The organism is Mediterraneibacter hominis (genome assembly GCF_014287475.1).
GTDB lineage: Bacteria > Bacillota > Clostridia > Lachnospirales > Lachnospiraceae > Mediterraneibacter > Mediterraneibacter hominis.
The window spans coordinates 1,627,303-1,649,683 of the sequence record NZ_JACOPF010000001.1 but is presented as its reverse complement, the minus strand read 5'-3'; the positions used below and the strand labels follow the sequence as shown (position 1 = coordinate 1,649,683).

The 22,381-nt window shown below is 42.7% G+C and carries 28 protein-coding genes; 22 read left to right on the top strand and 6 right to left on the bottom strand.

Annotation, left to right across the window (positions count from 1 at the left end; genetic code table 11):
* Window positions 1–33 precede the first annotated feature (33 nt).
* From H8S37_RS08045 to H8S37_RS08020, 6 genes are all read left to right on the top strand, one after another.
* Entirely contained in the window at window positions 34–1,092 is a 1,059-nt protein-coding gene (locus H8S37_RS08045) for an NAD(P)H-dependent flavin oxidoreductase (protein WP_186875457.1), read from the top strand.
* 83 nt (window positions 1,093–1,175) lie between these two features.
* The gene (locus H8S37_RS08040) at window positions 1,176–1,628 is read left to right on the top strand and encodes a MarR family winged helix-turn-helix transcriptional regulator (protein WP_186875456.1); all 453 of its coding nucleotides are present in this window, start codon (window positions 1,176–1,178) and stop codon (window positions 1,626–1,628) included.
* 118 nt (window positions 1,629–1,746) lie between these two features.
* Window positions 1,747–2,166, top strand: coding sequence for a DUF6465 family protein (locus H8S37_RS08035; RefSeq protein ID WP_243207088.1), 420 nt, complete (start codon window positions 1,747–1,749; stop codon window positions 2,164–2,166).
* Window positions 2,167–2,253: 87 nt separating this feature from the next.
* Complete coding sequence (gene aroD, locus H8S37_RS08030) at window positions 2,254–3,018, top strand: type I 3-dehydroquinate dehydratase (RefSeq protein WP_186875455.1); 765 nt, start codon at window positions 2,254–2,256, stop codon at window positions 3,016–3,018.
* Window positions 3,019–3,052: 34 nt separating this feature from the next.
* Window positions 3,053–3,445: a DUF6483 family protein gene (locus H8S37_RS08025; RefSeq protein ID WP_186875454.1), complete on the top strand. Its 393-nt coding sequence runs from the start codon at window positions 3,053–3,055 to the stop codon at window positions 3,443–3,445.
* Window positions 3,446–3,461: 16 nt separating this feature from the next.
* Complete coding sequence (locus H8S37_RS08020; RefSeq protein WP_186875453.1) at window positions 3,462–4,091, top strand: HD domain-containing protein; 630 nt, start codon at window positions 3,462–3,464, stop codon at window positions 4,089–4,091.
* A gap of 70 nt (window positions 4,092–4,161) precedes the next feature.
* Here H8S37_RS08020 and H8S37_RS08015 read toward each other — a convergent pair whose 3' ends face one another.
* The 3 genes from H8S37_RS08015 to H8S37_RS08005 form a co-directional block, all read right to left on the bottom strand.
* Complete coding sequence (locus tag H8S37_RS08015) at window positions 4,162–5,052, bottom strand: SIR2 family NAD-dependent protein deacylase (RefSeq protein WP_243207087.1); 891 nt, start codon at window positions 5,050–5,052, stop codon at window positions 4,162–4,164.
* Window positions 5,003–5,788 (bottom strand): protein-ADP-ribose hydrolase, encoded by a 786-nt coding sequence (locus H8S37_RS08010; protein ID WP_186875452.1) that lies wholly within the window; start codon window positions 5,786–5,788, stop codon window positions 5,003–5,005. The genes H8S37_RS08015 and H8S37_RS08010 overlap by 50 nt, the downstream gene beginning before the upstream one ends.
* Before the next feature lie 97 nt (window positions 5,789–5,885).
* Window positions 5,886–6,287 carry a pyridoxamine 5'-phosphate oxidase family protein gene (locus H8S37_RS08005; protein ID WP_186875451.1) on the bottom strand — a complete coding sequence of 134 codons (402 nt, stop codon included), beginning with the start codon at window positions 6,285–6,287 and terminating at the stop codon, window positions 5,886–5,888.
* 145 nt (window positions 6,288–6,432) lie between these two features.
* Between H8S37_RS08005 and H8S37_RS08000 the strand changes: the two genes are divergently transcribed.
* Both H8S37_RS08000 and H8S37_RS07995 read left to right on the top strand, forming a co-directional pair.
* Window positions 6,433–6,759: a winged helix-turn-helix transcriptional regulator gene (locus H8S37_RS08000; protein ID WP_186875450.1), complete on the top strand. Its 327-nt coding sequence runs from the start codon at window positions 6,433–6,435 to the stop codon at window positions 6,757–6,759.
* A gap of 51 nt (window positions 6,760–6,810) precedes the next feature.
* Window positions 6,811–7,539, top strand: a complete 729-nt coding sequence (locus H8S37_RS07995) for an NAD-dependent protein deacylase (protein WP_186875449.1) — start codon at window positions 6,811–6,813, stop codon at window positions 7,537–7,539.
* A 24-nt stretch (window positions 7,540–7,563) separates the two neighbouring features.
* Here the strand turns inward: H8S37_RS07995 and H8S37_RS07990 are convergent, their stop codons facing one another.
* Entirely contained in the window at window positions 7,564–8,421 is an 858-nt protein-coding gene (locus tag H8S37_RS07990) for a class I SAM-dependent methyltransferase (RefSeq protein WP_186875448.1), read from the bottom strand.
* A 367-nt stretch (window positions 8,422–8,788) separates the two neighbouring features.
* On the opposite strand from H8S37_RS07990, the gene H8S37_RS07985 reads away from it, so the two are divergent.
* The 11 genes from H8S37_RS07985 to H8S37_RS07935 all read left to right on the top strand — a co-directional run bounded on the left by H8S37_RS07985 (window position 8,789) and on the right by H8S37_RS07935 (window position 18,833).
* Window positions 8,789–9,205 (top strand): YjdF family protein, encoded by a 417-nt coding sequence (locus H8S37_RS07985; RefSeq protein WP_186875447.1) that lies wholly within the window; start codon window positions 8,789–8,791, stop codon window positions 9,203–9,205.
* Between the two features lie 388 nt (window positions 9,206–9,593).
* Window positions 9,594–9,827 carry a hypothetical protein gene (locus H8S37_RS07980; RefSeq protein WP_186875446.1) on the top strand — a complete coding sequence of 78 codons (234 nt, stop codon included), beginning with the start codon at window positions 9,594–9,596 and terminating at the stop codon, window positions 9,825–9,827.
* Between the two features lie 177 nt (window positions 9,828–10,004).
* A complete protein-coding gene (gene yedF / locus H8S37_RS07975) occupies window positions 10,005–10,637 on the top strand; it encodes a sulfurtransferase-like selenium metabolism protein YedF (RefSeq protein WP_186875445.1) in 633 nt (210 codons plus the stop codon).
* A gap of 76 nt (window positions 10,638–10,713) precedes the next feature.
* Window positions 10,714–11,754, top strand: coding sequence for a selenide, water dikinase SelD (gene selD, locus H8S37_RS07970; RefSeq protein WP_207723929.1), 1,041 nt, complete (start codon window positions 10,714–10,716; stop codon window positions 11,752–11,754).
* Window positions 11,741–13,171 (top strand): L-seryl-tRNA(Sec) selenium transferase, encoded by a 1,431-nt coding sequence (selA, locus tag H8S37_RS07965; RefSeq protein ID WP_186875443.1) that lies wholly within the window; start codon window positions 11,741–11,743, stop codon window positions 13,169–13,171. The genes selD and selA overlap by 14 nt, the downstream gene beginning before the upstream one ends.
* A 16-nt stretch (window positions 13,172–13,187) precedes the next feature.
* The gene (gene selB / locus H8S37_RS07960; protein WP_186875442.1) at window positions 13,188–15,095 is read left to right on the top strand and encodes a selenocysteine-specific translation elongation factor; all 1,908 of its coding nucleotides are present in this window, start codon (window positions 13,188–13,190) and stop codon (window positions 15,093–15,095) included.
* On the top strand, window positions 15,092–16,018 hold the full coding sequence (locus H8S37_RS07955) for a selenium metabolism-associated LysR family transcriptional regulator (RefSeq protein WP_186875441.1): 927 nt from the start codon (window positions 15,092–15,094) through the stop codon (window positions 16,016–16,018). The genes selB and H8S37_RS07955 overlap by 4 nt, the downstream gene beginning before the upstream one ends.
* A 104-nt stretch (window positions 16,019–16,122) precedes the next feature.
* Window positions 16,123–17,259, top strand: a complete 1,137-nt coding sequence (locus tag H8S37_RS07950; RefSeq protein WP_186875440.1) for an aminotransferase class V-fold PLP-dependent enzyme — start codon at window positions 16,123–16,125, stop codon at window positions 17,257–17,259.
* A 12-nt stretch (window positions 17,260–17,271) separates the two neighbouring features.
* Window positions 17,272–18,369 (top strand): YedE family putative selenium transporter, encoded by a 1,098-nt coding sequence (gene yedE / locus H8S37_RS07945; RefSeq protein ID WP_186875439.1) that lies wholly within the window; start codon window positions 17,272–17,274, stop codon window positions 18,367–18,369.
* A gap of 21 nt (window positions 18,370–18,390) precedes the next feature.
* On the top strand, window positions 18,391–18,594 hold the full coding sequence (locus tag H8S37_RS07940; protein WP_186875438.1) for a sulfurtransferase TusA family protein: 204 nt from the start codon (window positions 18,391–18,393) through the stop codon (window positions 18,592–18,594).
* Window positions 18,594–18,833 (top strand): DUF3343 domain-containing protein, encoded by a 240-nt coding sequence (locus tag H8S37_RS07935; protein ID WP_186875437.1) that lies wholly within the window; start codon window positions 18,594–18,596, stop codon window positions 18,831–18,833. Before H8S37_RS07940 ends, H8S37_RS07935 begins: the two co-directional genes overlap by 1 nt.
* 20 nt (window positions 18,834–18,853) lie before the next feature.
* Here H8S37_RS07935 and H8S37_RS07930 read toward each other — a convergent pair whose 3' ends face one another.
* A complete protein-coding gene (locus H8S37_RS07930) occupies window positions 18,854–19,756 on the bottom strand; it encodes an AraC family transcriptional regulator (protein ID WP_186875436.1) in 903 nt (300 codons plus the stop codon).
* Between the two features lie 167 nt (window positions 19,757–19,923).
* On the opposite strand from H8S37_RS07930, the gene H8S37_RS07925 reads away from it, so the two are divergent.
* From H8S37_RS07925 to H8S37_RS07915, 3 genes are read left to right on the top strand one after another with little or no spacing between them, the layout of a single operon-like run.
* On the top strand, window positions 19,924–20,232 hold the full coding sequence (locus H8S37_RS07925; protein ID WP_186875435.1) for an ArsR/SmtB family transcription factor: 309 nt from the start codon (window positions 19,924–19,926) through the stop codon (window positions 20,230–20,232).
* A 57-nt stretch (window positions 20,233–20,289) separates the two neighbouring features.
* Window positions 20,290–21,327, top strand: coding sequence for a permease (locus tag H8S37_RS07920; RefSeq protein ID WP_408631369.1), 1,038 nt, complete (start codon window positions 20,290–20,292; stop codon window positions 21,325–21,327).
* A gap of 18 nt (window positions 21,328–21,345) precedes the next feature.
* Window positions 21,346–21,672 carry a thioredoxin family protein gene (locus H8S37_RS07915; protein WP_186875433.1) on the top strand — a complete coding sequence of 109 codons (327 nt, stop codon included), beginning with the start codon at window positions 21,346–21,348 and terminating at the stop codon, window positions 21,670–21,672.
* Window positions 21,673–21,798: 126 nt separating this feature from the next.
* Here the strand turns inward: H8S37_RS07915 and H8S37_RS07910 are convergent, their stop codons facing one another.
* The gene (locus H8S37_RS07910; protein ID WP_186875432.1) at window positions 21,799–22,374 is read right to left on the bottom strand and encodes a TetR/AcrR family transcriptional regulator; all 576 of its coding nucleotides are present in this window, start codon (window positions 22,372–22,374) and stop codon (window positions 21,799–21,801) included.
* Between the last annotated feature and the right edge of the window lie 7 nt (window positions 22,375–22,381).

Genomic DNA, 22,381 nt, shown 5'->3' with positions numbered 1-22,381 from the left:
CCAGCTTTGAAGGCGGGCGGAAGGAAGAAGAGCATGAAACAGTTAAAAATCGGAGAGAAAACAGCCAGATTTCCTCTTATACAGGGCGGCATGGGCGTAGGAGTAAGTCTTGGAAGGCTTGCAGGCGCTGTGGCAAGAGAAGGCGGCGTCGGAATCATATCCAGCGCGCAGATAGGATATAGGGAACCGGATTTTGATAAGAATACGAAGGAAGCCAACTTAAGAGCGATCGGGAAAGAAATGGAGAAGGCAAGAAAGCTGTCTCCGGATGGAATCGTTGGATTCAATATTATGGTCGCCTTGAGAGAATACGCCCAGCATGTGAAAGCGGCGGTCAAAGCAGGCGCGGACATTATCATATCAGGGGCGGGACTTCCTACAGAGCTTCCGGCGCTGACAAAAGGGAGCAGTACAAAGATTGCGCCTATTGTTTCTACAGAAAAATCTGCAAAGGTTATTTTAAAATACTGGGACAGAAAATTTAAGCGTACGGCAGATTTGGTCGTGATCGAAGGCCCTCTGGCAGGAGGACATCTGGGGTTTCACAAGGAAGAGCTTGACATATACACTCCGGAAAAGTACAAGGAAGAGATTCAAAGAGTGATAGAGACAGTACGCTCCTATGGAGAAAAATACAAAGCTCATATTCCAGTGGTTGTAGCAGGAGGAATTTACGACAGGGAGGATGTAAACGAGGCGCTTAAGACAGGGGTGGACGGCGTACAGGTAGCCACCCGTTTCGTGACAACAGAAGAATGTGACGCCGATATTCGGTATAAAGAGGCATATATACAAGCAGAAAAAGAAGACATTGCGATTGTGAAAAGTCCGGTAGGGATGCCGGGCAGAGCCGTACTTAATCCATTTATGAAACGTGTGGCAAAAGGAGAACAGATCCCGCACAGCCCATGTCATGGCTGCCTTGCAAAATGTAGTCCGGCGACGATCCCGTACTGTATTACAGACGGACTGATTGAGGCAGTGAAGGGAAATATAGAAAACGGTTTGGTATTCTGTGGTGCGAAGGCGTGGAAAGCCAGACGGATAGAGACGGTAAAAGAAGTAGTAGAATCGCTGTTTGCCGTAGTATAGTATACCCTAAAGGGCATACCGCAATACATTCCCTGCGGGAGGGCGAGCTTTGCTCGATAAGGTACAGAAAGGAGGGGCCTTGCATGAACGCGTATGAGACAATCAATGATATTTTAGTCCACCTGTTCAATGAGATCTGGAAACGGGAGGAGGAAGCTATCATTACAGAGGAATATAAAAATATTACCAACAACGATATGCATATTATAGAGGCAATCGGACTGGGAGAAGAAAATACGATGTCTGTAGTCGCAAAGAAATTGGGGATTACAGCAGGGTCTCTTACAACAGCGGTCAACAGTCTGGTCAATAAAAAATATGTGGTGCGAAAAAGAAGCGAGCAGGATCGCAGAGTGGTGTATGTCAGACTGACAGAAAAAGGAAGAAAAGCATATCATCACCATGCAGAATTTCACAGACAGATGACGAAGGCTGTGATTGAGAAGTTAGATGAGACAGAAATTCCAATTCTTTTAAAAACATTGGAAGGGCTGGCAGAGTTTTTCCGGGGCTATGAAGCAAAGTCAAAGAAGTAAGCGTCTGCCGGAAAGGTTTTGACGTTTTGTATGAAATGAGTTACAATAAGGGTTGTAACAGGAAGACTTGAAAATTTTAAGAAGAAAATACTTGGACGTTTTACAGGAGGGAACAAGTATGGCAGTAAGAAAAACATCTTCAAAAGAGAAAACACCGGTAAAGGCAATCGAGACAAAGAAAGATACGACAAAGGCGATTGAGACAAGAGCAGCCGTTTTGAAAGAACCGGTGCCGGCAGAAAAAACAGAAGACAAAACAACGGCAAAGAAAGCGGCGTTAAAAAAGACGGTTTCTGCTAAAAAGACATCTGTAAGAAAAGCCGCGAAGAAGGTAGAACTTAAGACAGAGATGTTCCTTCAGTTTGCAGGAAAAGAATATACAGATAAAGAGATTCTCCAGAAAGTAAAAGAAGTGTGGACGAAAGTCCTGAAAAATAAAGTCAGTGATATGAAGGAGGTTAAGATTTATCTAAAGCCAGAGGAATCTGCCGCATATTACGTGATTAATGGAGAGACAACAGGTCGTGTCGATTTATAAGAATTAAAAAGGCTGTCTTGGAAACGATTGCAGGTTTTCAGGACAGCCTCTTTGGCATATAAGAAGAAAAAAATTGGGAGGATACGTATGAAAGGGGTCAGAGTAAGACAGATTGAAATAGGAAACGGAATACCTAAAATTTGTGTTCCCATTGTGGGAAAAACACAGGAAGAAATTATAAAATATGCAGAGGAAGCAAGAAATGCTCCGGCTGATATGGTGGAGTGGCGTGCGGATTGGTATGAGGAAATTCTGTGCGAAAACAGGGTGATTGAGACGGCAGGAAAAGTAAGACAGATTTTAAAAGAAAAACCACTGTTATTTACCTTCCGCTCAAAGAAGGAAGGCGGAGAAAAGGAGATTTCGGTCCGGGAATATAGTGCGCTGAACAGTCAGATGATAAAGAGTGGATATGCAGATCTTATAGACATTGAATATTTTATGGGGAAAGAAGCAGTAGAGCAGCTGGTGTACCTTGCCAAAGAAAACCAGGTGAAAACTGTGCTCTCCAGCCATGACTTTGAAAAGACACCTCCGCGAAAAGAGATGTTGCTTTGCCTCAAGGCAATGGAAGAGACAGGAGCCGACATAGCGAAGCTGGCTGTCATGCCCCGCAGGAAAGAAGATGTGACGGAGCTTTTGGCGGTTACGGCAGAAGCGGCGGGGTGTCTCTCCTGTCCGGTGATTACTATGTCTATGGGAAAAGAAGGGATGATAAGCCGGATAAGCGGAGAAACATTTGGCTGTGCGGTGACCTTCGCAAGCCTGGGGAAGACGTCTGCACCGGGACAGATAGAGCTGCATGCCCTCCGGCAAGTGCTTGGTATTTTGCACGAAGCGCAGAAGGGATAGAAAACAGTAGACGAAAAAGGAGAGGAGCTAAAAGATGCGTTATGAGCAGGATTACATCATGCGGATGATTAAGGAAATGACAGAGGTATTAGCGCGGATTATCTTCCATAGAAAAACGCCTTTCTATGAGCTGGCTATGGAGAATAAATACCGCAGCGGGGAAGATTTTTATTTAAAACTCTGCAAGCTGGCAGATGAGGGAAAGATCAATGAGGCAGAAAACCTGCTGTACGAAAAACTAGACAGGAAGGAACAGGACTATCTGGAATTGGCGCTGGCATTTTATTATTATATCAATCTGTACACAAACGACTTTCTGGAAAATCATGGGTATTCCCGTACAGAGATAGAAGAAGGGATTGAGACAGTCTTAAAAGAATTTGGCATGGAAGGAATGATGGAGGTTGCCAAACTGGAAATCAAATAAGAAGGGGAGAGGATGAATGGAAAAGACGCGGAGAAAAGACAGAGAAGAAACGCTTAAAAGATTAAAGCAGCAGATGGAATTTATTGTGGAAGTGGACAAGGTAAAGAATATTTTCCGTCAGACATATCTTGCAGACGGAACGAGAAAGGAAAATGACGCAGAACATTCGTGGCATCTGGCTTTGTCGGCAGTTCTTTTGCAGGAACATATGGAGGAAAAGGCAGATATTACAAAAGTGATAATCATGGTACTGATCCATGACCTGGTAGAGATCGACGCAGGGGATACGTACGCCTATGATGAAGAAGGCGCGCAGTCAAAAAGAGAGAGGGAGGAAAAGGGCGCAGACAGAATTTTCGGGATGCTTCCAAAGGATCAAGGAGAGATGTTCCGCGCTCTGTGGGAAGAATTTGAGGCGTATGAGACGCCGGAAGCAAAATTCGCGCACCTTCTGGATAACTTTCAGCCGCTTCTCTTAAATGATGCGTCTGACGGGAAAAGCTGGGCGGAACATGGAGTACATAAGTCCCAGATCTACAAGAGGAACAGACGGATTCCTGAGACGTCTGCCATAGTGTGGGAGCAGATGGAAAAAATTGTGGAAAAACATATTCAAAAAGGGAATGTAAAGGACATTCCAAGATAAAAGGCGGTTTCGCCTAAACAGAGATCTCATCTGCTCTAGGATCTTTACGTACATCGTAGTAGGTTCCATATTAACAAGATGTTTCTTTCAAAATTAGCAGTTTATTTATAATATTTCCTATGTCATCATGGATACAGATTGTCTGTTTTTTTATCTCATTTGGACAGTACGGAGCGGATAGATTGATGCAGGCATAAACCGCCATTGGATTTTGGAAGGTCATTTTCCAAAACGGATATTTGATAATTGCCGGAGTATTGACTCCTACGCCTAATTCTAGGTATAAAAGGTGCAATCCTCTATGACGACTTAAGAAGTCCTGATATCGCCCGGCCGCTTTATGCCATCCCTCATCTTCAACGAAAGTTAGGTCTGCACGCAAATTCATGGACATAGGTGCTCCGCAGACAGGACAGTACGGTACTAATTTGCTTGGGATTTTCCTATCTTTTTGTTCTAAAAACATTTTTTTGACAGTACGCTCATTGTCATATGTATTTTGATGGCAGGGTTTGGAACACTGCCAAAGTCCATAGTCTCCCTGCATATAGAACAGTCGGTTTTTATCAAAGCCAGCCTTTTGAAAACAATGATCAACATTCGTTGTAAGAATAAAATAGTCCTTTTTCTGGAGCAGCTTTAGAAGACTTCCGTAAACATTTTTTGGTGCATTGTGGTAACGGTTAATATAGATATACCGACTCCAATATGCCCAATATTCTTCTAAAGTATCAAAAGGGTAAAAACCACCGGAATACATATCACGGAAATTATATTTTTTAATAAAATCTCCAAAGTATTTTTCGAACCGGACTCCTGTATAAGTCAGTCCGGCGGAAGCAGAAAGCCCGGCTCCGGCTCCGACTAAAATAGCGTCTGCTCTATCGATTTCCTGCTTTAACTGTGTTGTTTTATTGCAGCAGGGAGTTATAGATTTCATAGTCGATGTCTTTGAAAACATTAAAAATCACCTCGATTGTGTCTGGATTTTTTTCCTGGTATTCTTTAACAGTTTGGATGGCAATTTCAGCGGCCAGTTTATTAGGAAAATGAAATTCTCCAGTGGAGATACAGCAAAACGCCACACTTTTCAAATTGTAGGCTACAGCCAGATCTAGACAGGCGTGATAGCAGCTTGAAAGTAATATGCAGTCTTTTTCCGAAACGTCCCTATAAATAACAGGACCTACTGTATGTAACACATAACGGCAGGGAAGATTATAGGCTTTTGTAATCTTTGCCCTGCCGATAGGTTCTTCCGATTGCTGTTCTGACATGATGCGATCGCATTCAAGGCGAAGCTGCACGCCTGCATAGGTATGGATTGCATTATCAATACATGGGTGACAAGGTACAAAGCAGCCTAACATCTGGCGGTTGGCAGCATTGACGATTGCATCTACAGCAAGCGTGGTAATATCACCTTTCCATAGATACAGACCGGGCTGTATGGACTTTAAAGACGCTTTCTCTGTAATGCCTTTTTCTATAAGCCTTTCTTTTAAATATTCATTTTGGACTTTTAAATACTCACTTCCTATCGGAACAGGAGGACGTATATTCATCAGGCTTCTAAATAATTGCCGTTTTTCCTCGACAGTCTCAGGAATCGAATTAAATTTATACTTTATCTGTTCCTGAAGTAGATAAACGATTAAAAAGTCCAGACGTTCTTCTTGTGTCAAAACCTGTTTCATCTCCCTTCATGTGTAAAGTCAGACTGTAAAATAATTTTCGAATAGCAGCTCAGCTTTTGGCTGAACTGCTACACGTTCGCAACGATGAGAATGTTGCTTACAGCTCGTATTCTTTGGGCGGATTACCAGAAAAATCTGCAATTACTGCATGAGCATCTTTTAGATAGAATACTTCAAAGACAGGATTGGACGCTTCACCATACTGCTGTTTGACAATTGGATTCTGTATGCACATTTCTTTAGCGTATATATTGTTCTCAAAAATAGCTTCGCCGCGTAGCCGAATCCAGGCATAAGTAGGGCTGGAAACAGAAAGCTCAATATGTGGGTTAGCATGCATGTCTTTGTAGACCTCTTTTTGATTGTTAGTACAGAACCAGAGTTTACCGTCTAATTCTCCTGCAAACATAAACGGACGGCACTTTGCGCTTCCGTCACGACCGACGGTGGCGAGATACTGTACAGGATTTTCCTGCAAAAATTTTACAACTTCTTTCATACGAAAAACCTCCTTGCTTGAATTATTTTTAAGATTGCAATGTGCAGCCTGCACGATTATAATAAGTTTGTAAGTGTTATTTGTAAAGTAAGCACTTTATTGTGCTGTAGTTACTAAAAAGAAACTATTGAAGGAGAGTGAGAAAATGGAGACAGCAAAAGAGTTACCGGCTTGTCCGGTTGAAACAACACTTATGCTGATAAGTGACAAATGGAAAGTTCTTATTCTGCGTGACTTAATGCCGGGAAAAAAGAGATTTGGAGAATTAAAAAAATCAATTGGCAGTGTGTCGCAGAAAGTATTGACTACACAGCTTAGAGATATGGAGGAGAAAGGGCTTGTAAATCGTCGCGTTTATGCGGAGGTACCGCCGCGAGTCGAGTATAGTCTAACGGAATTGGGAAAGAGCCTGAAGCCAATTCTGGATGCTATGTGGACATGGGGAGAAGGTTATAAAGCGAAAAACAGTTGAGAAAACACAAAACAGATTCTAATGTCAGTATACTGGAGGGAGGAATAAAGAATGTACGAGCAAGAAGTAGAACAGCTTCAGAAAATGATCGATGAGAGCAGTAATCTTGTGTTTTTTGGAGGCGCCGGCGTATCGACAGAGAGCAATATACCGGATTTCAGAAGTGCAGAAGGGATTTATCATCAGGCGTATAAATATACTCCTGAAGAGGTGGTAAGTCACACATTTTTTATGAAGCATCCGGAAAGCTTTTATGAATTTTATAAAGAAAAGATGATGATACTGGATGCAAAGCCGAATCCCGCACATAAAAAGCTTGCCAAGCTAGAAGCGGCGGGGAAATTAAAGGCCGTAATTACCCAGAACATTGACGGTCTGCATCAGGCGGCAGGCAGCAAGATTGTCTATGAGCTGCATGGAAGTATTCACCGTAATTATTGTATGCGGTGTGGAAAGTTTTATGATGCGGCTTATGTGAAAGCGTCCCCCGGAGTCCCAAGATGTACTTGCTCTGGTCTGGTGAAACCGGACGTAGTGCTCTATGAAGAAGCACTGGATCAAACAGTGATAGAAAAAGCTGTCCGGGCAATTGCAGAGGCGGATACGCTGATTATCGGCGGCACATCACTGGTAGTCTATCCGGCGGCAGGCTTTATAGATTACTTTAGGGGTAGACATCTTATTGTAATTAACAAGTCAGAGACAGCAAAAAGTGTAAGGGCGAACCTTACGATTGCCGCACCGATCGGAGAAATTTTAAATCGGATTCAAGTACGATAAGATGCCTGAATCCGAAAAAGAAACTTAACGTTCCCATCTGCCGGAGGCACCGCAGGGAAGAACCAGACCGCTGTTTTTGACCGGAAGTCCGATTTCTTCAGAAACGACATGTCCCTGCCAGGGTTTCAATTCTGTTGCGATCAAGTAGGTTAAGACAGCGGGAGCAAGTCCGGTTGTATAAGAATTTACAAGAAAAAACAGGGCGTCCTTAGATAAAATTTGTGTACATAGTCTGACGAATGGATGTACCATATCTTCAATCTTCCAGATTTCCCCTTTGGGGCCTCTTCCATAGGAGGGAGGATCCATGATGATAGCGTCATAGGTATTGCCGCGCCGGATTTCCCGTTCTACAAATTTCACACAGTCGTCCACAAGCCAGCGGATAGGGGCGTCTTTTAATCCAGACGATACAGCGTTTTCTTTCGCCCAGGTGACCATTCCCTTGGAGGCGTCCACGTGTGTAACCTGCGCCCCTGCAGCTGCGGCTGCAAGTGTTGCGCCGCCTGTGTAGGCAAATAGATTGAGTACCTTTACCGGACGGCCGGCATTTCGTATCTTTTCAGAAAACCAATCCCAGTTGGCTGCCTGCTCTGGGAAGAGTCCTGTATGTTTAAAATTGAAGGGCTTGAGATTAAAAGTAAGGGGGCCATACTGTATCTGCCATTGCTTGGGCAAATCAAAGAATTCCCATTCACCGCCGCCTTTTTTACTGCGGTGGTAATGCCCGTTTTTCTTTTTCCATCCGCTGTCTGTTCTGGGTGTATCCCAGATGACCTGGGGATCCGGACGTACTAAAAGATAGCTGCCCCATCGTTCCAGTTTTTCTCCTCTGGAACAGTCAATAACTTCATAATCTTTCCATTTATCTGCAATCCACATCTTATAATCCTATAATCCTTTCTCATTACTGAAATCTTCAAAATCTGCATATATAATCTCATATACTGCCTGCTTTTTCAATAGTAGAAGTACAGAACCGAGAAAATACAAATAGAGGTCTGGAGGAAAGGATGGAAGATTTTAGACAGAGGGGAGAGATGAAAAAATTACTTTCTTGGTTCGGTTCTTGTGGATAATAAGCCGATAATGTGGTAAAGTCAAAGAGCAAAGATAAAAACGCAACGTAAGAGGTGCGCTCTTACAGAGCCGGTAGGTAGCCCGGCCGCACCGTCTGGTGTAAGTAACCCTCCCTCCTTAGGGTCGTCCGTTCTTTGTTCATTACAATCATTTTTAAGGAGGAATTGTCATGGACAAAGTATCAGGCAGATTGACAGTATTTTTTGAGGAACCATTTTGGGTAGGTGTTTTTGAATGTATATCGGAAGAAAAACTATCTGTATGCAAGGTTATATTTGGTGCAGAACCAAAAGACTATGAAGTGTATGAATTTGTTTTGAAAAATTACTATCGGCTGAGATTTAGTTCGGCTGTGGCAACTGATGTAAAAGAGACTGGGCGTAATCCGAAACGGATACAGCGAGAAGTGCGAAAACAGGTACAGAACATAAGAATAAGCACAAAATCGCAACAGGCTTTGAAATTGCAGCAGGAACAGTTAAAAATTGAACGTAAGACTTTGAGCCGAGAACAACGGGAGGCAGAGAAACAGCGGCAGTTTGAATTAAAACAGCAGAAAAGGAAAGAGAAGCACAGGGGAAGATGATGGCCGTCCTTATACCTTCGTTTTTGGGCAAATAGATAAAATGTGGTGGAAAGAGATAGTTCAATGGCTAAATAGGTTTGAGAATATTAAACTTGTGATTTATTATAAGAGCGATATATTTAATTTTAAAGAGACTGGATTTGTGTCTTAAATAAACTATATTGATAATAATCGTTTTTATTATTTGATGTATGAAAATATGCATAATTACGCATATTCTGTATATGATTTTAGAGAGAAAGCCCTATTGACTTTCTTCTTTGTGCTTGCTAGAATGTAGGTACAAAGAAAGTTTACTACTGACCGATATGTGGTATATAAATGGTCGGGTCGAAAGTATAGTCCTTCGCCGCAAGGCGGGGGACTTTTTCATAATGAGGATATACAAATGAAGAAATCAGGCTTTTATATTATCGAGGACAAATTTTTTGAAGATATGTCAGATCCGTATCTCAAAGGGAATAAAGCAGGAAATCATCTGATACTTACTAGTGAGCATACTGCTAAAGAGATTGAGCGAAAAGCAAGAAAAATTATAGGAATGTTGAAACGTGGTATTAAATTTACTCCAACGCAGCCGAATGTTATGGTGATATTGAAGAAATTAAGAGAACGCAGATAACCGGTTTTATGGAGCTCAAATATATCTATACCTTGTCGGGCGAAGCCCGCCATCCCGGAGGGAGTAAAATACGGGATGCCCTTTGGGTATACCTTGTCGGGCGAAGCCCGCCATCCCAAAGGGAGTGGGTTATGATATACCCGTTAGGTATAAGTAAAGACAAAGGAGTGTGAAAGTATGATAACAGTAAATGCAATAGGGGACGCTTGTCCTCTTCCAGTGGTTAAGACGAAAAAGGCACTGGAGAATTTAGAGGCACCGGATATGGTGGAAGTATTTGTCGATAACGAGACTGCTGTGAAGAATGTCACAAAGTTTGTAAGCCAGACAGGGAAAAAGGCAGTTTCTAAAAAAATAGAAGAGGGCAGATACCAGATTTTGATCGACTGTACAGGAAACAGTGAGGAGAAAGACGGCAGCAAAGAGATACAACCTGAAAAAAGCGGCGGTTGCGCGGAAAACACAGGAAACGCAGGCGGTACAGTGGTTGTGATTTCTTCAGACAGAATGGGAGAAGGAAAGGATGAATTAGGAAAGGTGCTGATGAAAGGTTTTTTGTTCGCCCTTACGCAGTTAGATACCCTTCCTGAAAAAATCCTGTTTTATAACGGAGGGGCGCAGCTTACCTGTGAAGGGAGCGACGTACTCAAAGATCTAGAGTTTATGCAGGAGCAAAAGGTGGAAATACTGACCTGTGGGACATGTCTGGACTACTATGGATTAAAGGAAAAATTAAAAGTAGGAAGTGTGACAAATATGTACACGATCGTTGAGACAATGGCAGAAGCAGGAAAAATTATAAAGCCGTAATCGTTTCAATAACGGAGGCGACAAAAAAGGAGGTGCCTGTGCTGTGAGCAAAGAAAAACAGATTCGTCTGACACAGATGACAAAGACAGCCGGGTGAGCAGCGAAAATAGGTCCAAAGACCCTCTCCCAGGTTTTGGGGGAGCTGCCAAAATTTCAAGATGAAAATCTTTTAGTAGGAATGGAGACATCAGATGACGCCGCAGTATATAAAATTACGGAGGAGCTTGCTATGATACAGACCGTTGATTTTTTTACTCCGGTGGTAGATGATCCATATACATTCGGGCTGATCGCGGCTGCGAATGCGTTAAGTGATGTCTATGCAATGGGTGGAGTGCCGAAAACTGCTTTAAATATTGTGGGATTTCCGAACTGCCTTTCGCCGGATATTTTAGGAGAAATTCTAAGAGGAGGAGCAGAGAAAGTAAAAGAAGCAGGCGCCGTACTCTCAGGGGGACACTCTGTACAGGATGATGAGCCCAAGTATGGACTGTGTGTTTCTGGTTTTGTCAATCCGAACAAAATGTGGAAAAATTATGGCTGCCAGCCAGGAGATGTATTGATTTTGACGAAGCAGATAGGAAGCGGGATCATCAATACAGCAGTGAAAGCAGAGATGGCATCCGAAAGTGCGGCAAAAGAAGCGGTGCAGGTGATGGCGTCTTTAAACAGAAAAGCAAAAGAAGTATTGGAAAAATACCCAGTCCACGCATGCACAGATATTACCGGTTTTGGGCTGTTAGGGCATATGGCAGAGATGGTGTCGGCAAGCAGTGTGTCTGTGAGAGTAAACGTAGAGGCAATTCCTTATATGGAGGAGGCGCTTGCCTATGCGAGGATGGGGCTTGTACCTGCGGGAGCATACAGAAACAGAGAGCACAGCCAGGCATATGTAAATATTGGAGATGTAGAGGAGGCGTATACGGACGTGCTGTACGATCCGCAGACGTCAGGAGGGCTTCTGGCGAGTGTTCCAAAAAAATATGCAGAGAGGATACTCTGTGAACTAAAACAGGTGAATACAGGGATAAAATCTGCTGTGATAGGAACTGTGGAAAGCAAAAGAGAGACATATATTTATCTGGAGAAGGAGAACGAAGCAGATGGACAGAAATGAATGGCTTCGCAGAATACCAAAAGTAGATCCGCTTCTGGACAAAGAAACTGTCAAAAAAATGGGGGAACAGTACGGATATAACATGGTAAAAGAAGCAGTACGCTATGAAATAGAAAATCTGCGTACATTTTTGCTTGCATGTGAGACAGAAAAAGAGGCAGAAGAAGCAATCGGGAAATTAGAAGAAAATATAGAATTGACCCTTGCGGATTGGAGCCGCCCGTCCATGACGCGGGTACTAAACGGGACGGGAACGATCCTGCATACAAATTTAGGGAGGGCTCCTGTCGGCAAGAAGGTACTGGATTCAGTCTCTTATCTGGCAGGAGGATATTCGAATCTGGAATATGATTTGGATGAGAAACGCCGCGGTGAGCGTTATTCTCATTTTGAAAAGCTGCTTGTAAAGATTACCGGAGCCGAGGCTGCAATGGCGGTGAACAACAATGCGGCCGCAATGCTTCTGATATTGAGTACAATGGCGAAAGGCGGAGAAGTGATTGTATCCCGCGGCGAGCTGGTGGAGATCGGCGGAAAATTTAGAATTCCGGATGTGATGGAACAAAGCGGCGCGATTTTACGTGAGGTGGGAACGACAAACAAGACGCGGTTAAGTGACTATGAAAATGCAGTATGTGAAGAAACAAAGGCAGTTTTGAAAGTCCATACGAGCAATTACCGGATTGTAGGTTTTACAGAGTCTGTTGAAACAAAAGAACTGAAACACTTAAAAGAAAGCTGTCAGATTCCGCTTATCGAGGATCTGGGCAGTGGGAGTCTGATCGATCTAAGCCGTTATGGACTTCCTTACGAGCCTACTGTGCAGGAGACGCTTTGCAATGGAGCCGATATTGTAGCATTCAGCGGAGATAAGCTCTTAGGAGGGCCGCAGGCAGGGATCATTGTGGGAAAGAAAGCCTATATTGACGCAATGAAGAAGCATCCGCTTACCCGCGCGCTGCGTATCGATAAGTTTACAGCAGGGGCGCTGGAGGCGGTTCTTTTGGAATATCTGTCAGAAGACAAGGCAATCAGGAATATTCCAGTACTTAATATGCTGACGAAAAGAGTAGAAGAAGTAAAACAAGACGCCGAAGAATTAAAAAGTATGCTTGAGAAAGCCTGCGACGGGGCAGAATTTTTCGTGTGCCCATGCGAGGCGCAGATTGGAGGCGGCGCTCTGCCTTTTGAGGGAATCAAAAGCTTTGCTGTAGGGATAAAGCCGGAGAAAATTACGGCGGCAAAGCTGGAAAAGCGGCTGCGCAGCCTTCCTCTTCCTGTCGTGGCTCGCGTGGCGGAGGATCAGGTTTATCTGGACATGCGTACATTTGAAATGCAGTTTGCTTCTGCCTTTGTAAAACAAATAAAGGGGCTTGGTGTTCTGGAAGAGGTCTGTATAACAGTAAGAGGCAGATAAGAAGAGGAGAAGTTTCATGGAAAATGTGATCATAGGGACTGCGGGACATATCGACCACGGAAAGACAGCGCTTATCAAAGCGCTGACAGGACGGGACACAGACAGGCTGGAGGAAGAAAAACGGCGGGGGATCACGATTGATTTAGGCTTTACGTATTTTGACTTGAAGGACGGAAGTCGCGCCGGAATTATCGATGTGCCGGGACATGAAAGGTTTATCCACAATATGACCGCAGGCGTGGCGGGTATGGATCTGGTGCTTCTGGTGATTGCCGCGGACGAAGGGATTATGCCGCAGACAAGGGAGCATATAGATATTCTTCATTTGCTGGGGGTAAAGAAGTGTATTATCGTTTTGAATAAATGTGATCTGGCAGAAGAGTCTTGGATTTGTATGGTAGAGGAGGAGATACGTAAGGAATTAAAAGGTACCTTTATAGAAAATGCGCCTCTTGTCCGGGTGTCGGCGGTGACGGGAGAGGGAATAGACAGGCTTACTGAAGAAATCGAAGAGATGGTGTACACAAGAACCAGGGAGGAGAAACAGGAATTGCCGGTGCGGCTTCCGGTTGACAGAGTGTTTACGCTGACTGGTTTTGGTACGATCGTGACGGGGACATTACTCGGAGGCAGAATAGAAAAAGAGGATACTCTGACGCTCTACCCGTCAGGGCTTACATGCAGAGTGCGCAATATACAGGTACACGAAAAGGATACGCCGGTTTGTTCGGCAGGGCAGAGAGTTGCCCTGAATTTAGCTGGCTGTACGAAGGAAGACATAAAAAGAGGACATGTGCTGGCTCTGGAAGGTTCCATACAGAGCAGCCGCATTGTAGATGTGAAGCTGACTCTTTTAGAAAATGCAAAAAGAAGTATAAAGAATCAGACGCGACTTCATTTTTTGAGTGGGACAAGTCAGGTACTCTGCCGCGCTGTGCTTTTAGATACACAGGAATTAAAGCCGGGAGAAAGTGCATACGCGCAGCTTAGAATGGAAGAAGAGGTTGCGTTAAAAGAAAAAGACAGGTTCATTGTAAGATTTTACTCTCCCCTCGAGACGATCGGGGGCGGCGTAGTGCTGGACGCGCACAGTGTGAAAAAGAAACGTTTTCAAGAGGCGGTGCTAAAAGACCTGCAAGAGAGAGAAACAGAAGACATACTGGCGATACAGATACAGAAGCTCTGCCAGATACCGACATCTGAAAACGACCTGTACAGACAGACAGGACTTGCAAAAGAGACGGTACGGATGCTGGCAGAGAAATTGGAAGGGCAGAAGAAGCTCTTGTGCATAAATCTACAGGAGGAGCGATATTGGTGGGAGTCGGCACAGGAGGCGGCATATAGAGGAAAGATAGAACGTTTCCTGGAAGCTTATATGAAACACTATCCATATAGGCTGGGAGTGCCCCGCGCGGAAGTGAAAAACCAATTCTTTAAGCAGGGAAAGAAACATGTATTTGACGCTTATATAGAGTTGCTGAACAGAAACAGAGTTCTCATGGTTCGCCAGGAATTTCTTCTTCCATACGGGTACCAGGTGCCAAAGGAGGGAGCTTATCAGGAGGTGCGCAGGAAGCTGTATGGGGCGATAAAGCCGGCAAAATATAATTTTGTCAGGCTTTCGGATATTTCGTTTGGAAAAATACCCAGGCAAACGGTAGATGAGATTCTGCTATTGCTTGCGGCAAAGGGCGAGATTATAAAGGTAGCAGAAGATACATTTACAACGAAGGCATATATGGAAGCGGCAAAAGAAAAGATCGTGGAAAAATTAGAGCAGGATGGTAAGATCACGATCGCCCAGGTGAGAGATATGTTTGATACGAGCCGCAGAAGTGCGAAGCCGATTCTGGAATATATGGATAAGATAAAGGTGACACGTAAAGACGGAGCAGAGAGTGAGAGGGTATCAAATCTATGAATTTAAAGCAGTTAGAGGCTTTTGTGAAAGTGGCGCGGGAAAGAAATTTTTCAAAGGCGGCAAAAGATCTGTTTCTTACCCAGCCTACGGTAAGCGCTCATATAGCCTCTTTAGAAAAAGAACTGAATGTCCGTCTGTTTGTGAGAAATACGAAAGAGGTAGAATTATCTGAGGATGGGAAAAAGCTATTTTACTACGCACAACAGATGGTGGAGCTTGAAAAGCAGATCGAAGTGGAATTTGATAAGAGTAGAAAGGAAAGCAGCAGTCTGATTAAGATCGCTGCTTCTACTGTCCCTTCTCAATATCTTTTGCCAGAAGTACTTGCCTGCTTTGGACAGCTCTATCCGCAGATTCGCTTAAAGGTAATGGAGACAGACAGCAGAAGGGTGGCAGAGCAGGTAGCGGAAAACCAGGTAGATATAGGCTTTACAGGGACAGTAATAGAAAAGAGAGAGTGCACGTACCTGCCGTTTTATGAGGATGAGCTTGTCCTGATTGCGCCAAATAAAGAGAAATATCGGGAATATGCCCGACAAAAGAGAAGACTGGAATGGATAAAGCAGGAAAACCTGATTCTCCGGGAGGAAGGCTCCGGGACGCGGACAGAAGCAGAAAAGAAGCTTAAGAAGATGGGGCTTCATAGCCAGGACTTACATATAAAGGCAAGTATTGAGAATACAGAGACAATCAAACGCCTGGTAAGGGGCGGCGTGGGGATTTCTATCTTGTCTAAGCTGGCGGTGAAGGACAAACTGATGAGTGGGGAAATCATAAGTATTCCTCTGGAAAAAGAAGGAGGAAAACGAAAGATACATCTTGTTTACAATAAGAATTTCCGCCTGTCAAATCCGGCAAAGAATTTCATACAGATCGTAAAGAAAGTCTATGCAAAGGAGATTTGTCTGCGTACGTCAGAATAGATATAGATTATTTCTATAAGTGGAGAGCTTTTATGGGAATTATCAATTAGACATATAAGTGGACAGAGAGATATACTTAAAAATACGGGAAACAGGAGATAGATATGATTTACATGGATAATGCTGCAACAACTATGCAAAAACCAAAAGAAGTGTCAGAGGCAATATGCCGGGCATTGTCTGTGATGGGAAATGCCGGCAGAGGGGCTGCAGAGGGTGCGCTGAGCGCGTCAAGAATTATTTATGGGGCGCGGGAAAAGCTGGCAGAATTTTTTGGTGCTGAAAATGCGTCCTGTATCGCATTTACGGCAAATTCTACAGAAAGTCTGAATATTGCTTTGAAGGGGACACTTCAGACGGGAGATCATGTGATCACGACGGTACTGGAGCATAACTCTGTCCTTCGTCCACTCTACGAATGTCAGGAAAAGGGAGTGGAGCTTACCATTTTAGGCTGTGATAAAAAGGGGAATATTTCTCTGCAAGAGCTGGAAGACAGTATTCATAAGGAAACAAAAGCGATTGTCTGTACACATGGCTCGAATCTGACCGGAAATATGATAGATATTGAAGCAGTGGGAAGAATCGCAAAAAGGCATAAGCTTCTTCTGATTGTGGACGCCTCGCAGACAGCAGGAATTTATCCCATTGATGTACAGAAGATGGGGGTGGATATTCTGTGCTTCACAGGACATAAGGGACTTCTGGGCCCACAGGGAACGGGCGGATTATATGTCAGGGAAGGGGTAAAGGTGCGTCCATTGTTAAGCGGTGGAAGTGGAATTGATACATACAATATGCATCATCCGGATAAAATGCCGACTGCGCTGGAGGCAGGAACTTTGAACGGACATGGGATTGCAGGGTTAAGCGCAGCGCTTGCTTATCTGGAACAGACAGGTATTGACGTGATACGCGAGATTGAGTTAAAGCATATGAGACAATTTTATGAATCTATTTCCCGGACGCCAGGTATTCAGATATACGGGGATTTTTCTGCAAAACAGAGATGTCCGATTGTATCTCTTAATATCTGGGACTATGATTCTTCTGAAGTAAGTGATGAATTGAACATGTCCTTTGGGATCGCTACCCGCCCGGGAGCGCACTGCGCGCCCTTGATGCACGAAGCATTGGGAACAAAAGAGCAAGGGGCGGTCAGGTTTAGTTTTTCCCACTTTAATACAGAAGAAGAAGTAGAAACTGCTGTTTGGGCAGTAAAAGAACTTGCGAAAAGGTAGGAGAGAGGGAAGATGAATTTATCAGATTCAAAGAAAAAATTGGCGTTAGCAGGAATAATATGTGGAGTGATTGCCGCATGCCTTGCTTGGTTCGGCAATCCGGCGAACATGGCGTTTTGCATTGCCTGTTTTATCAGAGACACAGCAGGGGCACTTAGCATGCATTCTGCGGAGGCAGTACAGTATGCAAGACCGGAGATTATCGGGCTTGTGCTCGGTTCGTTTATCATATCTGTGCTGACCAAAGAGTACCGTTCAACGGCAGGGTCTTCGCCTATGATACGTTTTGTACTCGGTATGGTTATTATGATCGGCTCACTTGTATTTTTGGGATGCCCGCTTCGGATGATTATCCGTATGTCGGCGGGAGATTTAAATGCATGGGTGGCATTGATTGGATTCATACTTGGAGTGGGAACTGGCTGTATTGCTTTGAAGAAGGGTTTTAGTCTTGGAAGAGCACATCTTACGAACCGGATGAGTGGAGGGGTGCTTCCAGTATTATTGACGGGGGTTCTTCTGCTGTCCGTATGTACATCCCTGTTAAAGGCGAGTGTGAGCGGCCCGGGAAGTATGCATGCGCCGATTCTTTTGTCTTTGGCAGGAGGATTGATTTTTGGAGTGTTTGCGCAGAAATCCAGGATGTGCTTCGCAGGAAGTATTCGGGACGTCATGCTGATGAAAAATTTCGATTTGCTGACGGTCATCGGCGGTGTATTTGCAGTCATGCTTATTTTTAACCTGGCGACAGGAAAATTTGTGCCTGCGTTTGATACACCGGGGATTATCGCGCATTCTGAACATTTGTGGAATATACTCGGTATGTATGCAGTTGGCTTTGCGGCTGTATTGGCAGGAGGATGCCCTTTGCGTCAGTTGATCCTGGCAGGACAGGGCTCTTCGGACGCGGCGGTGACAGTTTTGGGAATGTTTGTAGGAGCAGCTCTGTGCCATAATTTTGGACTCGCGGCAAGCGGGACAGCCTTAGACGCTAAGACAAATGAAGTTGTAGCAGGCGCGGTGCCGCTGTATGGAAAAATCGCAGTGCTGATTTGTATTGCGGCATGCTTTGTAATCGCATTTCTCAACAAGCGTAAAGAAAGTAAATAGACAGACAAAGGGGATGGAAAAATGAAAGAAATAGACGCAAGAGGTCTTTCTTGTCCGGAGCCGTTAATGCTTACAGCACAAGCACTAAAAGAAAATAACGGAGCCGTCCGGATCTTAGTGACAGAACCACATCAGAAAATGAATGTTGAAAAATATGCAAAAGACCACGGAAGAAAAACAGTATCTGAGGAAACAGCAGATGGGTTTGCGGTGGTGATTGAATAATGCTCAGGAAAAAAGAAAAGAAGCTGATTGTGACATTTCACACAACAGCAGATGCTATGGCTATGGAAAAAGCATGTAAAGAAGCGGGGACAAAGGGGCGTTTAATTCCGGTTCCCCGCGCACTTTCCGCCGGATGTGGTCTGGCATGGTGTGCAGAGACAGAAGAAAAAGAGCAAATTGCACGAATCATGGAAGAAAAGAAGATTGAAAAAGAAGCCTTACACGAAATGTTTGTGTAAGGCTTCTTGGGTTATAAGTATTACCTTTTTTGCTGACGATATTCCGCCGGTGTCATACCAGTTTCCTGCTGGAAGGATTTATAGAAATAAGAGTGGTAATGATAGCCTAAATAGATCAATATTTCATTTACTGACATATCCGTATTTACCAGGAGGTTTTTGGCTTTATCCATCCGTAAAGTATGTACATATTGGGAATAGGTTAAACCGGTGTTTTTTTTAATCAACCGGTTATAATAATCTGCTTGATAGTGAAACTGTTCGCAGAGCTTTTCTAGACTGATATCCGCTATGTTGCTGCTAATGTATTTGGCAACAGCCTGAAAAAATTTTGTTCCTCGAAGGCGTTTAGAAAATGTATGGATATCAGTAGTATCTGTTAGTTTAAAAGTATTTAAGAACCGCAAAGTATGAATCTGAGCAATCCGTCCATATCCAGTAAAAGCCTGCTCCATCTCGTGGAAGATGGATGCAAGATTCTCTTCGATCTGCGCCGATGCGTTAGGATTAGCATGAAGTTTTAAATAACTAACATCACCTTTCAGTTTTCCCCGGACAAGAAAAAAATCCCGGATTCTTTTGTTTGTCATGTGATTAAAGAAATAGCTATCCAGTATCTTGTTGGTAATACAACAATAAAAAGCAATTCCTTCGCTCATGGAGCGAATATCTAAATGGGCACACATTGTGTCAAATATACAGATGTCATGTTCGTTTAATACAAGTGTCTGATTCTCAACTTGTGTTACCCTTTTTCCTTTATACACATAAATCATTTCAAAATAATCATGTCTGTGCATATTATTATCTTCATTTTCATTTTTCAAAAGATAGGTTTTCTGAGATACCGGCAATGGACAGGGAGAGTATGTAGATAATAGATATGTTCTGTCTTTGAGAGGACTGCAATATTCGATTGTCATAAAATATTCGTAGGGAATCTGCAGCACCTTATTAATATATCCATCAAAACTGTAGGGGTTCCAAAAATTCTCTTTTTGAGAAAAAGAAAGATATTTGTTGTCTTGACAAGCTTTACAAAAAATCATATGATAAATATATCAAAGATATTTGATGTGAGGTGTTGAAAGTGAAGGCGAACTATGTAAAAGACGCTAAAATTTTCAAGGCTCTATGTGATGTAAAGCGTTTGCATATATTGGAGCTTCTGCAAAGCGGTGAAAAATGCGCGTGTGTATTGATTGAGGAAATGAATATGGGGCAATCGTCTATATCCTATCATATGAAAGTATTATGTGAGTCTGGACTAGTTATCGGCAGACAAGAAGGAAAATGGACGCATTATCGGCTAAATAAGGAAGGCAGAGAATACGCAGTAAAACGTCTGTTAGAACTTACAACATCAACTGCGGAAAATAATATAAAATGCTGTAAATAAAAAGTCATCTTCGGGTGGCTTTTCTATAATATTTTTACATCAAAAATATTTGATATGATGGGAAGAAAGGAGCATATAAGATTGGAGATTTTACAAGCTATCTTTTTGTTTATTCAAGATGAGATACTTGGCATGAAATGGCTGAATACTGTGATAGGAAACCTGTTAGACGGGCTCGGCTTAAACAGTACGTCGCGCTTTGGCGGCAGTATACAGTTTTTTATGTATGATGTGATAAAGATAACGGTGTTGTTGTGTCTGCTTATATTTATTATTTCGTATATACAAAGCTATTTTCCACCAGAGAGGAGCAAAAAAATATTAGGGCAATTCCGAGGGATAGGAGCAAATATTATTTCTGCTCTGCTTGGGACAGTAACACCGTTTTGCTCTTGTTCATCTATTCCGCTTTTTATTGGCTTTACCAGTGCCGGACTTCCGTTAGGAGTTACTTTTTCCTTTCTGATTTCATCTCCGATGGTGGATTTGGGAAGTCTTGTTTTACTGATGAGTATTTTCGGAGCAAGGGTAGCAGTTGCTTATGTGATGATAGGGCTTGTTGTGGCTGTTCTTGGCGGTATGTGCATTGAACGTCTGCATATGGAAAAGTATGTAGAAGAATTTGTCAAAAATGCAGATAGTGTTAATATTGAAGCGACGACTTTGACGAAAAAAGAAAGGATCGCTTATGCGAAAGAACAAGTTATCGGCACTTTTAAAAAAGTATTCCCATATATTCTTGTAGGGGTTGGCATTGGTGCAGTCATTCATAACTGGATACCAGAACAGTGGATCGAAACGGTTTTGGGTGGGAGAAATCCTTTTGGCGTTATTCTTGCGACATTGGTAGGTGTGCCTATGTATGCTGACATTTTCGGAACAATTCCGATTGCAGAAGCGTTACTGGCAAAAGGAGCACAGCTCGGAACGATTTTAGCTTTTATGATGGCTGTAACAACACTTAGCCTGCCATCAATGATTCTGCTGAAAAAGGCGGTAAAGCCTAAACTACTTGCTTTGTTTATCGGAATTTGTACGATAGGTATTATGATAGTCGGATATATGTTCAATTTGTTTCATACAGTTTTATTATAATAGTAGGAGGTAGTCAATATGAAATTGTTCGGGAAAAAAGAAGAAAAGAGGTATTGCGGTAGTGGACAGAGTAACTTTAAGGATACGAAAAATATAGATACTAAAAACAAACTTTTGATTTTAGGATTGGGTTGTTCCAAATGCATAGAATTAGAAAATAATATCCTTACAGCGATTTCACAAATAGGAGCGGATATGTCTGTCAGACATGTTACTGATTTTAGAGAAATCGCAAGCTATGGGGTCATGTCCACACCAGCTCTTGTACTGAATGGAAAGGTAATATCTTATGGAAAAGTATTATCAGTTGAAGAAGCAAAAAAGATTTTGCAGAAAAACAGTTAAAAAGAACAAACGGATGGTTTAGAAGGAAAAATGAATGCTGTTTGGAAAATGCAGCTATATTAAATGCAAAAGAAAATAGCTCGATTGAGGGTGTCAGTAAAATGACACCTCTTTCTTTTTTATCGTTTATTTAGTAAAAATAGTTTCAAATATATTCTTTAATCTTTCAACTTCATCAAATTTACCTCCATTGCATGCCCAATCAAGCCCTGTGCCAACTATAGCAGAATCAAATGCCATTACTAGATTTTCAGCAGGAACGGAAGCTTTTATGCTGTCTGCTTCTTGGCATTTCTTTACAAGTGCTAAAATCATTTTGTTGAAAGAATTTGTATGATATTGATATGTACCTTTTGAAGATGGGGACAGTTGTTTTAAATGATTGTCAATATCCGCCTTATAGAAAGCAAGTAATAATTGGGGGTTCATGGATACAATATGCTCAAAGGAGTATTTATATAATTCCCAGAGCTGTTCTTTCGGATTGCTAAGCTGTAGAACTTTTGGAAAAACATCCACAATATCAGACATAAATGTTTCAATATGTCCATATATAATGTCGTGCTTCCCTTGAAAATGATAATAGAAAGTCCCTTTACTTATTTTGGCTCCTTCACATATCATGTTGATCGTTGTATTATCATATCCATATTTTTTAAACAATTTAATTCCTACTGAAATTATTTCTTTTTCTAAGTTCATATTTTTT

Excerpts from the sequence above, each read along its gene's own strand:
- H8S37_RS08045 (WP_186875457.1), top strand. The coding sequence starts at position 34 with ATGAAACAGTTAAAAATCGGAGAGAAAACAGCCAGATTTCCTCTTATA.
- H8S37_RS08040 (WP_186875456.1), top strand. The coding sequence starts at position 1,176 with ATGAACGCGTATGAGACAATCAATGATATTTTAGTCCACCTGTTCAAT.
- H8S37_RS08035 (WP_243207088.1), top strand. The coding sequence starts at position 1,747 with ATGGCAGTAAGAAAAACATCTTCAAAAGAGAAAACACCGGTAAAGGCA.
- aroD (WP_186875455.1), top strand. The coding sequence starts at position 2,254 with ATGAAAGGGGTCAGAGTAAGACAGATTGAAATAGGAAACGGAATACCT.
- H8S37_RS08025 (WP_186875454.1), top strand. The coding sequence starts at position 3,053 with ATGCGTTATGAGCAGGATTACATCATGCGGATGATTAAGGAAATGACA.
- H8S37_RS08020 (WP_186875453.1), top strand. The coding sequence starts at position 3,462 with ATGGAAAAGACGCGGAGAAAAGACAGAGAAGAAACGCTTAAAAGATTA.
- H8S37_RS08015 (WP_243207087.1), bottom strand. The coding sequence starts at position 5,052 with ATGTTTTCAAAGACATCGACTATGAAATCTATAACTCCCTGCTGCAAT.
- H8S37_RS08010 (WP_186875452.1), bottom strand. The coding sequence starts at position 5,788 with ATGAAACAGGTTTTGACACAAGAAGAACGTCTGGACTTTTTAATCGTT.
- H8S37_RS08005 (WP_186875451.1), bottom strand. The coding sequence starts at position 6,287 with ATGAAAGAAGTTGTAAAATTTTTGCAGGAAAATCCTGTACAGTATCTC.
- H8S37_RS08000 (WP_186875450.1), top strand. The coding sequence starts at position 6,433 with ATGGAGACAGCAAAAGAGTTACCGGCTTGTCCGGTTGAAACAACACTT.
- H8S37_RS07995 (WP_186875449.1), top strand. The coding sequence starts at position 6,811 with ATGTACGAGCAAGAAGTAGAACAGCTTCAGAAAATGATCGATGAGAGC.
- H8S37_RS07990 (WP_186875448.1), bottom strand. The coding sequence starts at position 8,421 with ATGTGGATTGCAGATAAATGGAAAGATTATGAAGTTATTGACTGTTCC.
- H8S37_RS07985 (WP_186875447.1), top strand. The coding sequence starts at position 8,789 with ATGGACAAAGTATCAGGCAGATTGACAGTATTTTTTGAGGAACCATTT.
- H8S37_RS07980 (WP_186875446.1), top strand. The coding sequence starts at position 9,594 with ATGAAGAAATCAGGCTTTTATATTATCGAGGACAAATTTTTTGAAGAT.
- yedF (WP_186875445.1), top strand. The coding sequence starts at position 10,005 with ATGATAACAGTAAATGCAATAGGGGACGCTTGTCCTCTTCCAGTGGTT.
- selA (WP_186875443.1), top strand. The coding sequence starts at position 11,741 with ATGGACAGAAATGAATGGCTTCGCAGAATACCAAAAGTAGATCCGCTT.
- selB (WP_186875442.1), top strand. The coding sequence starts at position 13,188 with ATGGAAAATGTGATCATAGGGACTGCGGGACATATCGACCACGGAAAG.
- H8S37_RS07955 (WP_186875441.1), top strand. The coding sequence starts at position 15,092 with ATGAATTTAAAGCAGTTAGAGGCTTTTGTGAAAGTGGCGCGGGAAAGA.
- H8S37_RS07950 (WP_186875440.1), top strand. The coding sequence starts at position 16,123 with ATGATTTACATGGATAATGCTGCAACAACTATGCAAAAACCAAAAGAA.
- yedE (WP_186875439.1), top strand. The coding sequence starts at position 17,272 with ATGAATTTATCAGATTCAAAGAAAAAATTGGCGTTAGCAGGAATAATA.
- H8S37_RS07940 (WP_186875438.1), top strand. The coding sequence starts at position 18,391 with ATGAAAGAAATAGACGCAAGAGGTCTTTCTTGTCCGGAGCCGTTAATG.
- H8S37_RS07935 (WP_186875437.1), top strand. The coding sequence starts at position 18,594 with ATGCTCAGGAAAAAAGAAAAGAAGCTGATTGTGACATTTCACACAACA.
- H8S37_RS07930 (WP_186875436.1), bottom strand. The coding sequence starts at position 19,756 with ATGACAATCGAATATTGCAGTCCTCTCAAAGACAGAACATATCTATTA.
- H8S37_RS07920 (WP_408631369.1), top strand. The coding sequence starts at position 20,290 with ATGGGAAGAAAGGAGCATATAAGATTGGAGATTTTACAAGCTATCTTT.
- H8S37_RS07915 (WP_186875433.1), top strand. The coding sequence starts at position 21,346 with ATGAAATTGTTCGGGAAAAAAGAAGAAAAGAGGTATTGCGGTAGTGGA.
- H8S37_RS07910 (WP_186875432.1), bottom strand. The coding sequence starts at position 22,374 with ATGAACTTAGAAAAAGAAATAATTTCAGTAGGAATTAAATTGTTTAAA.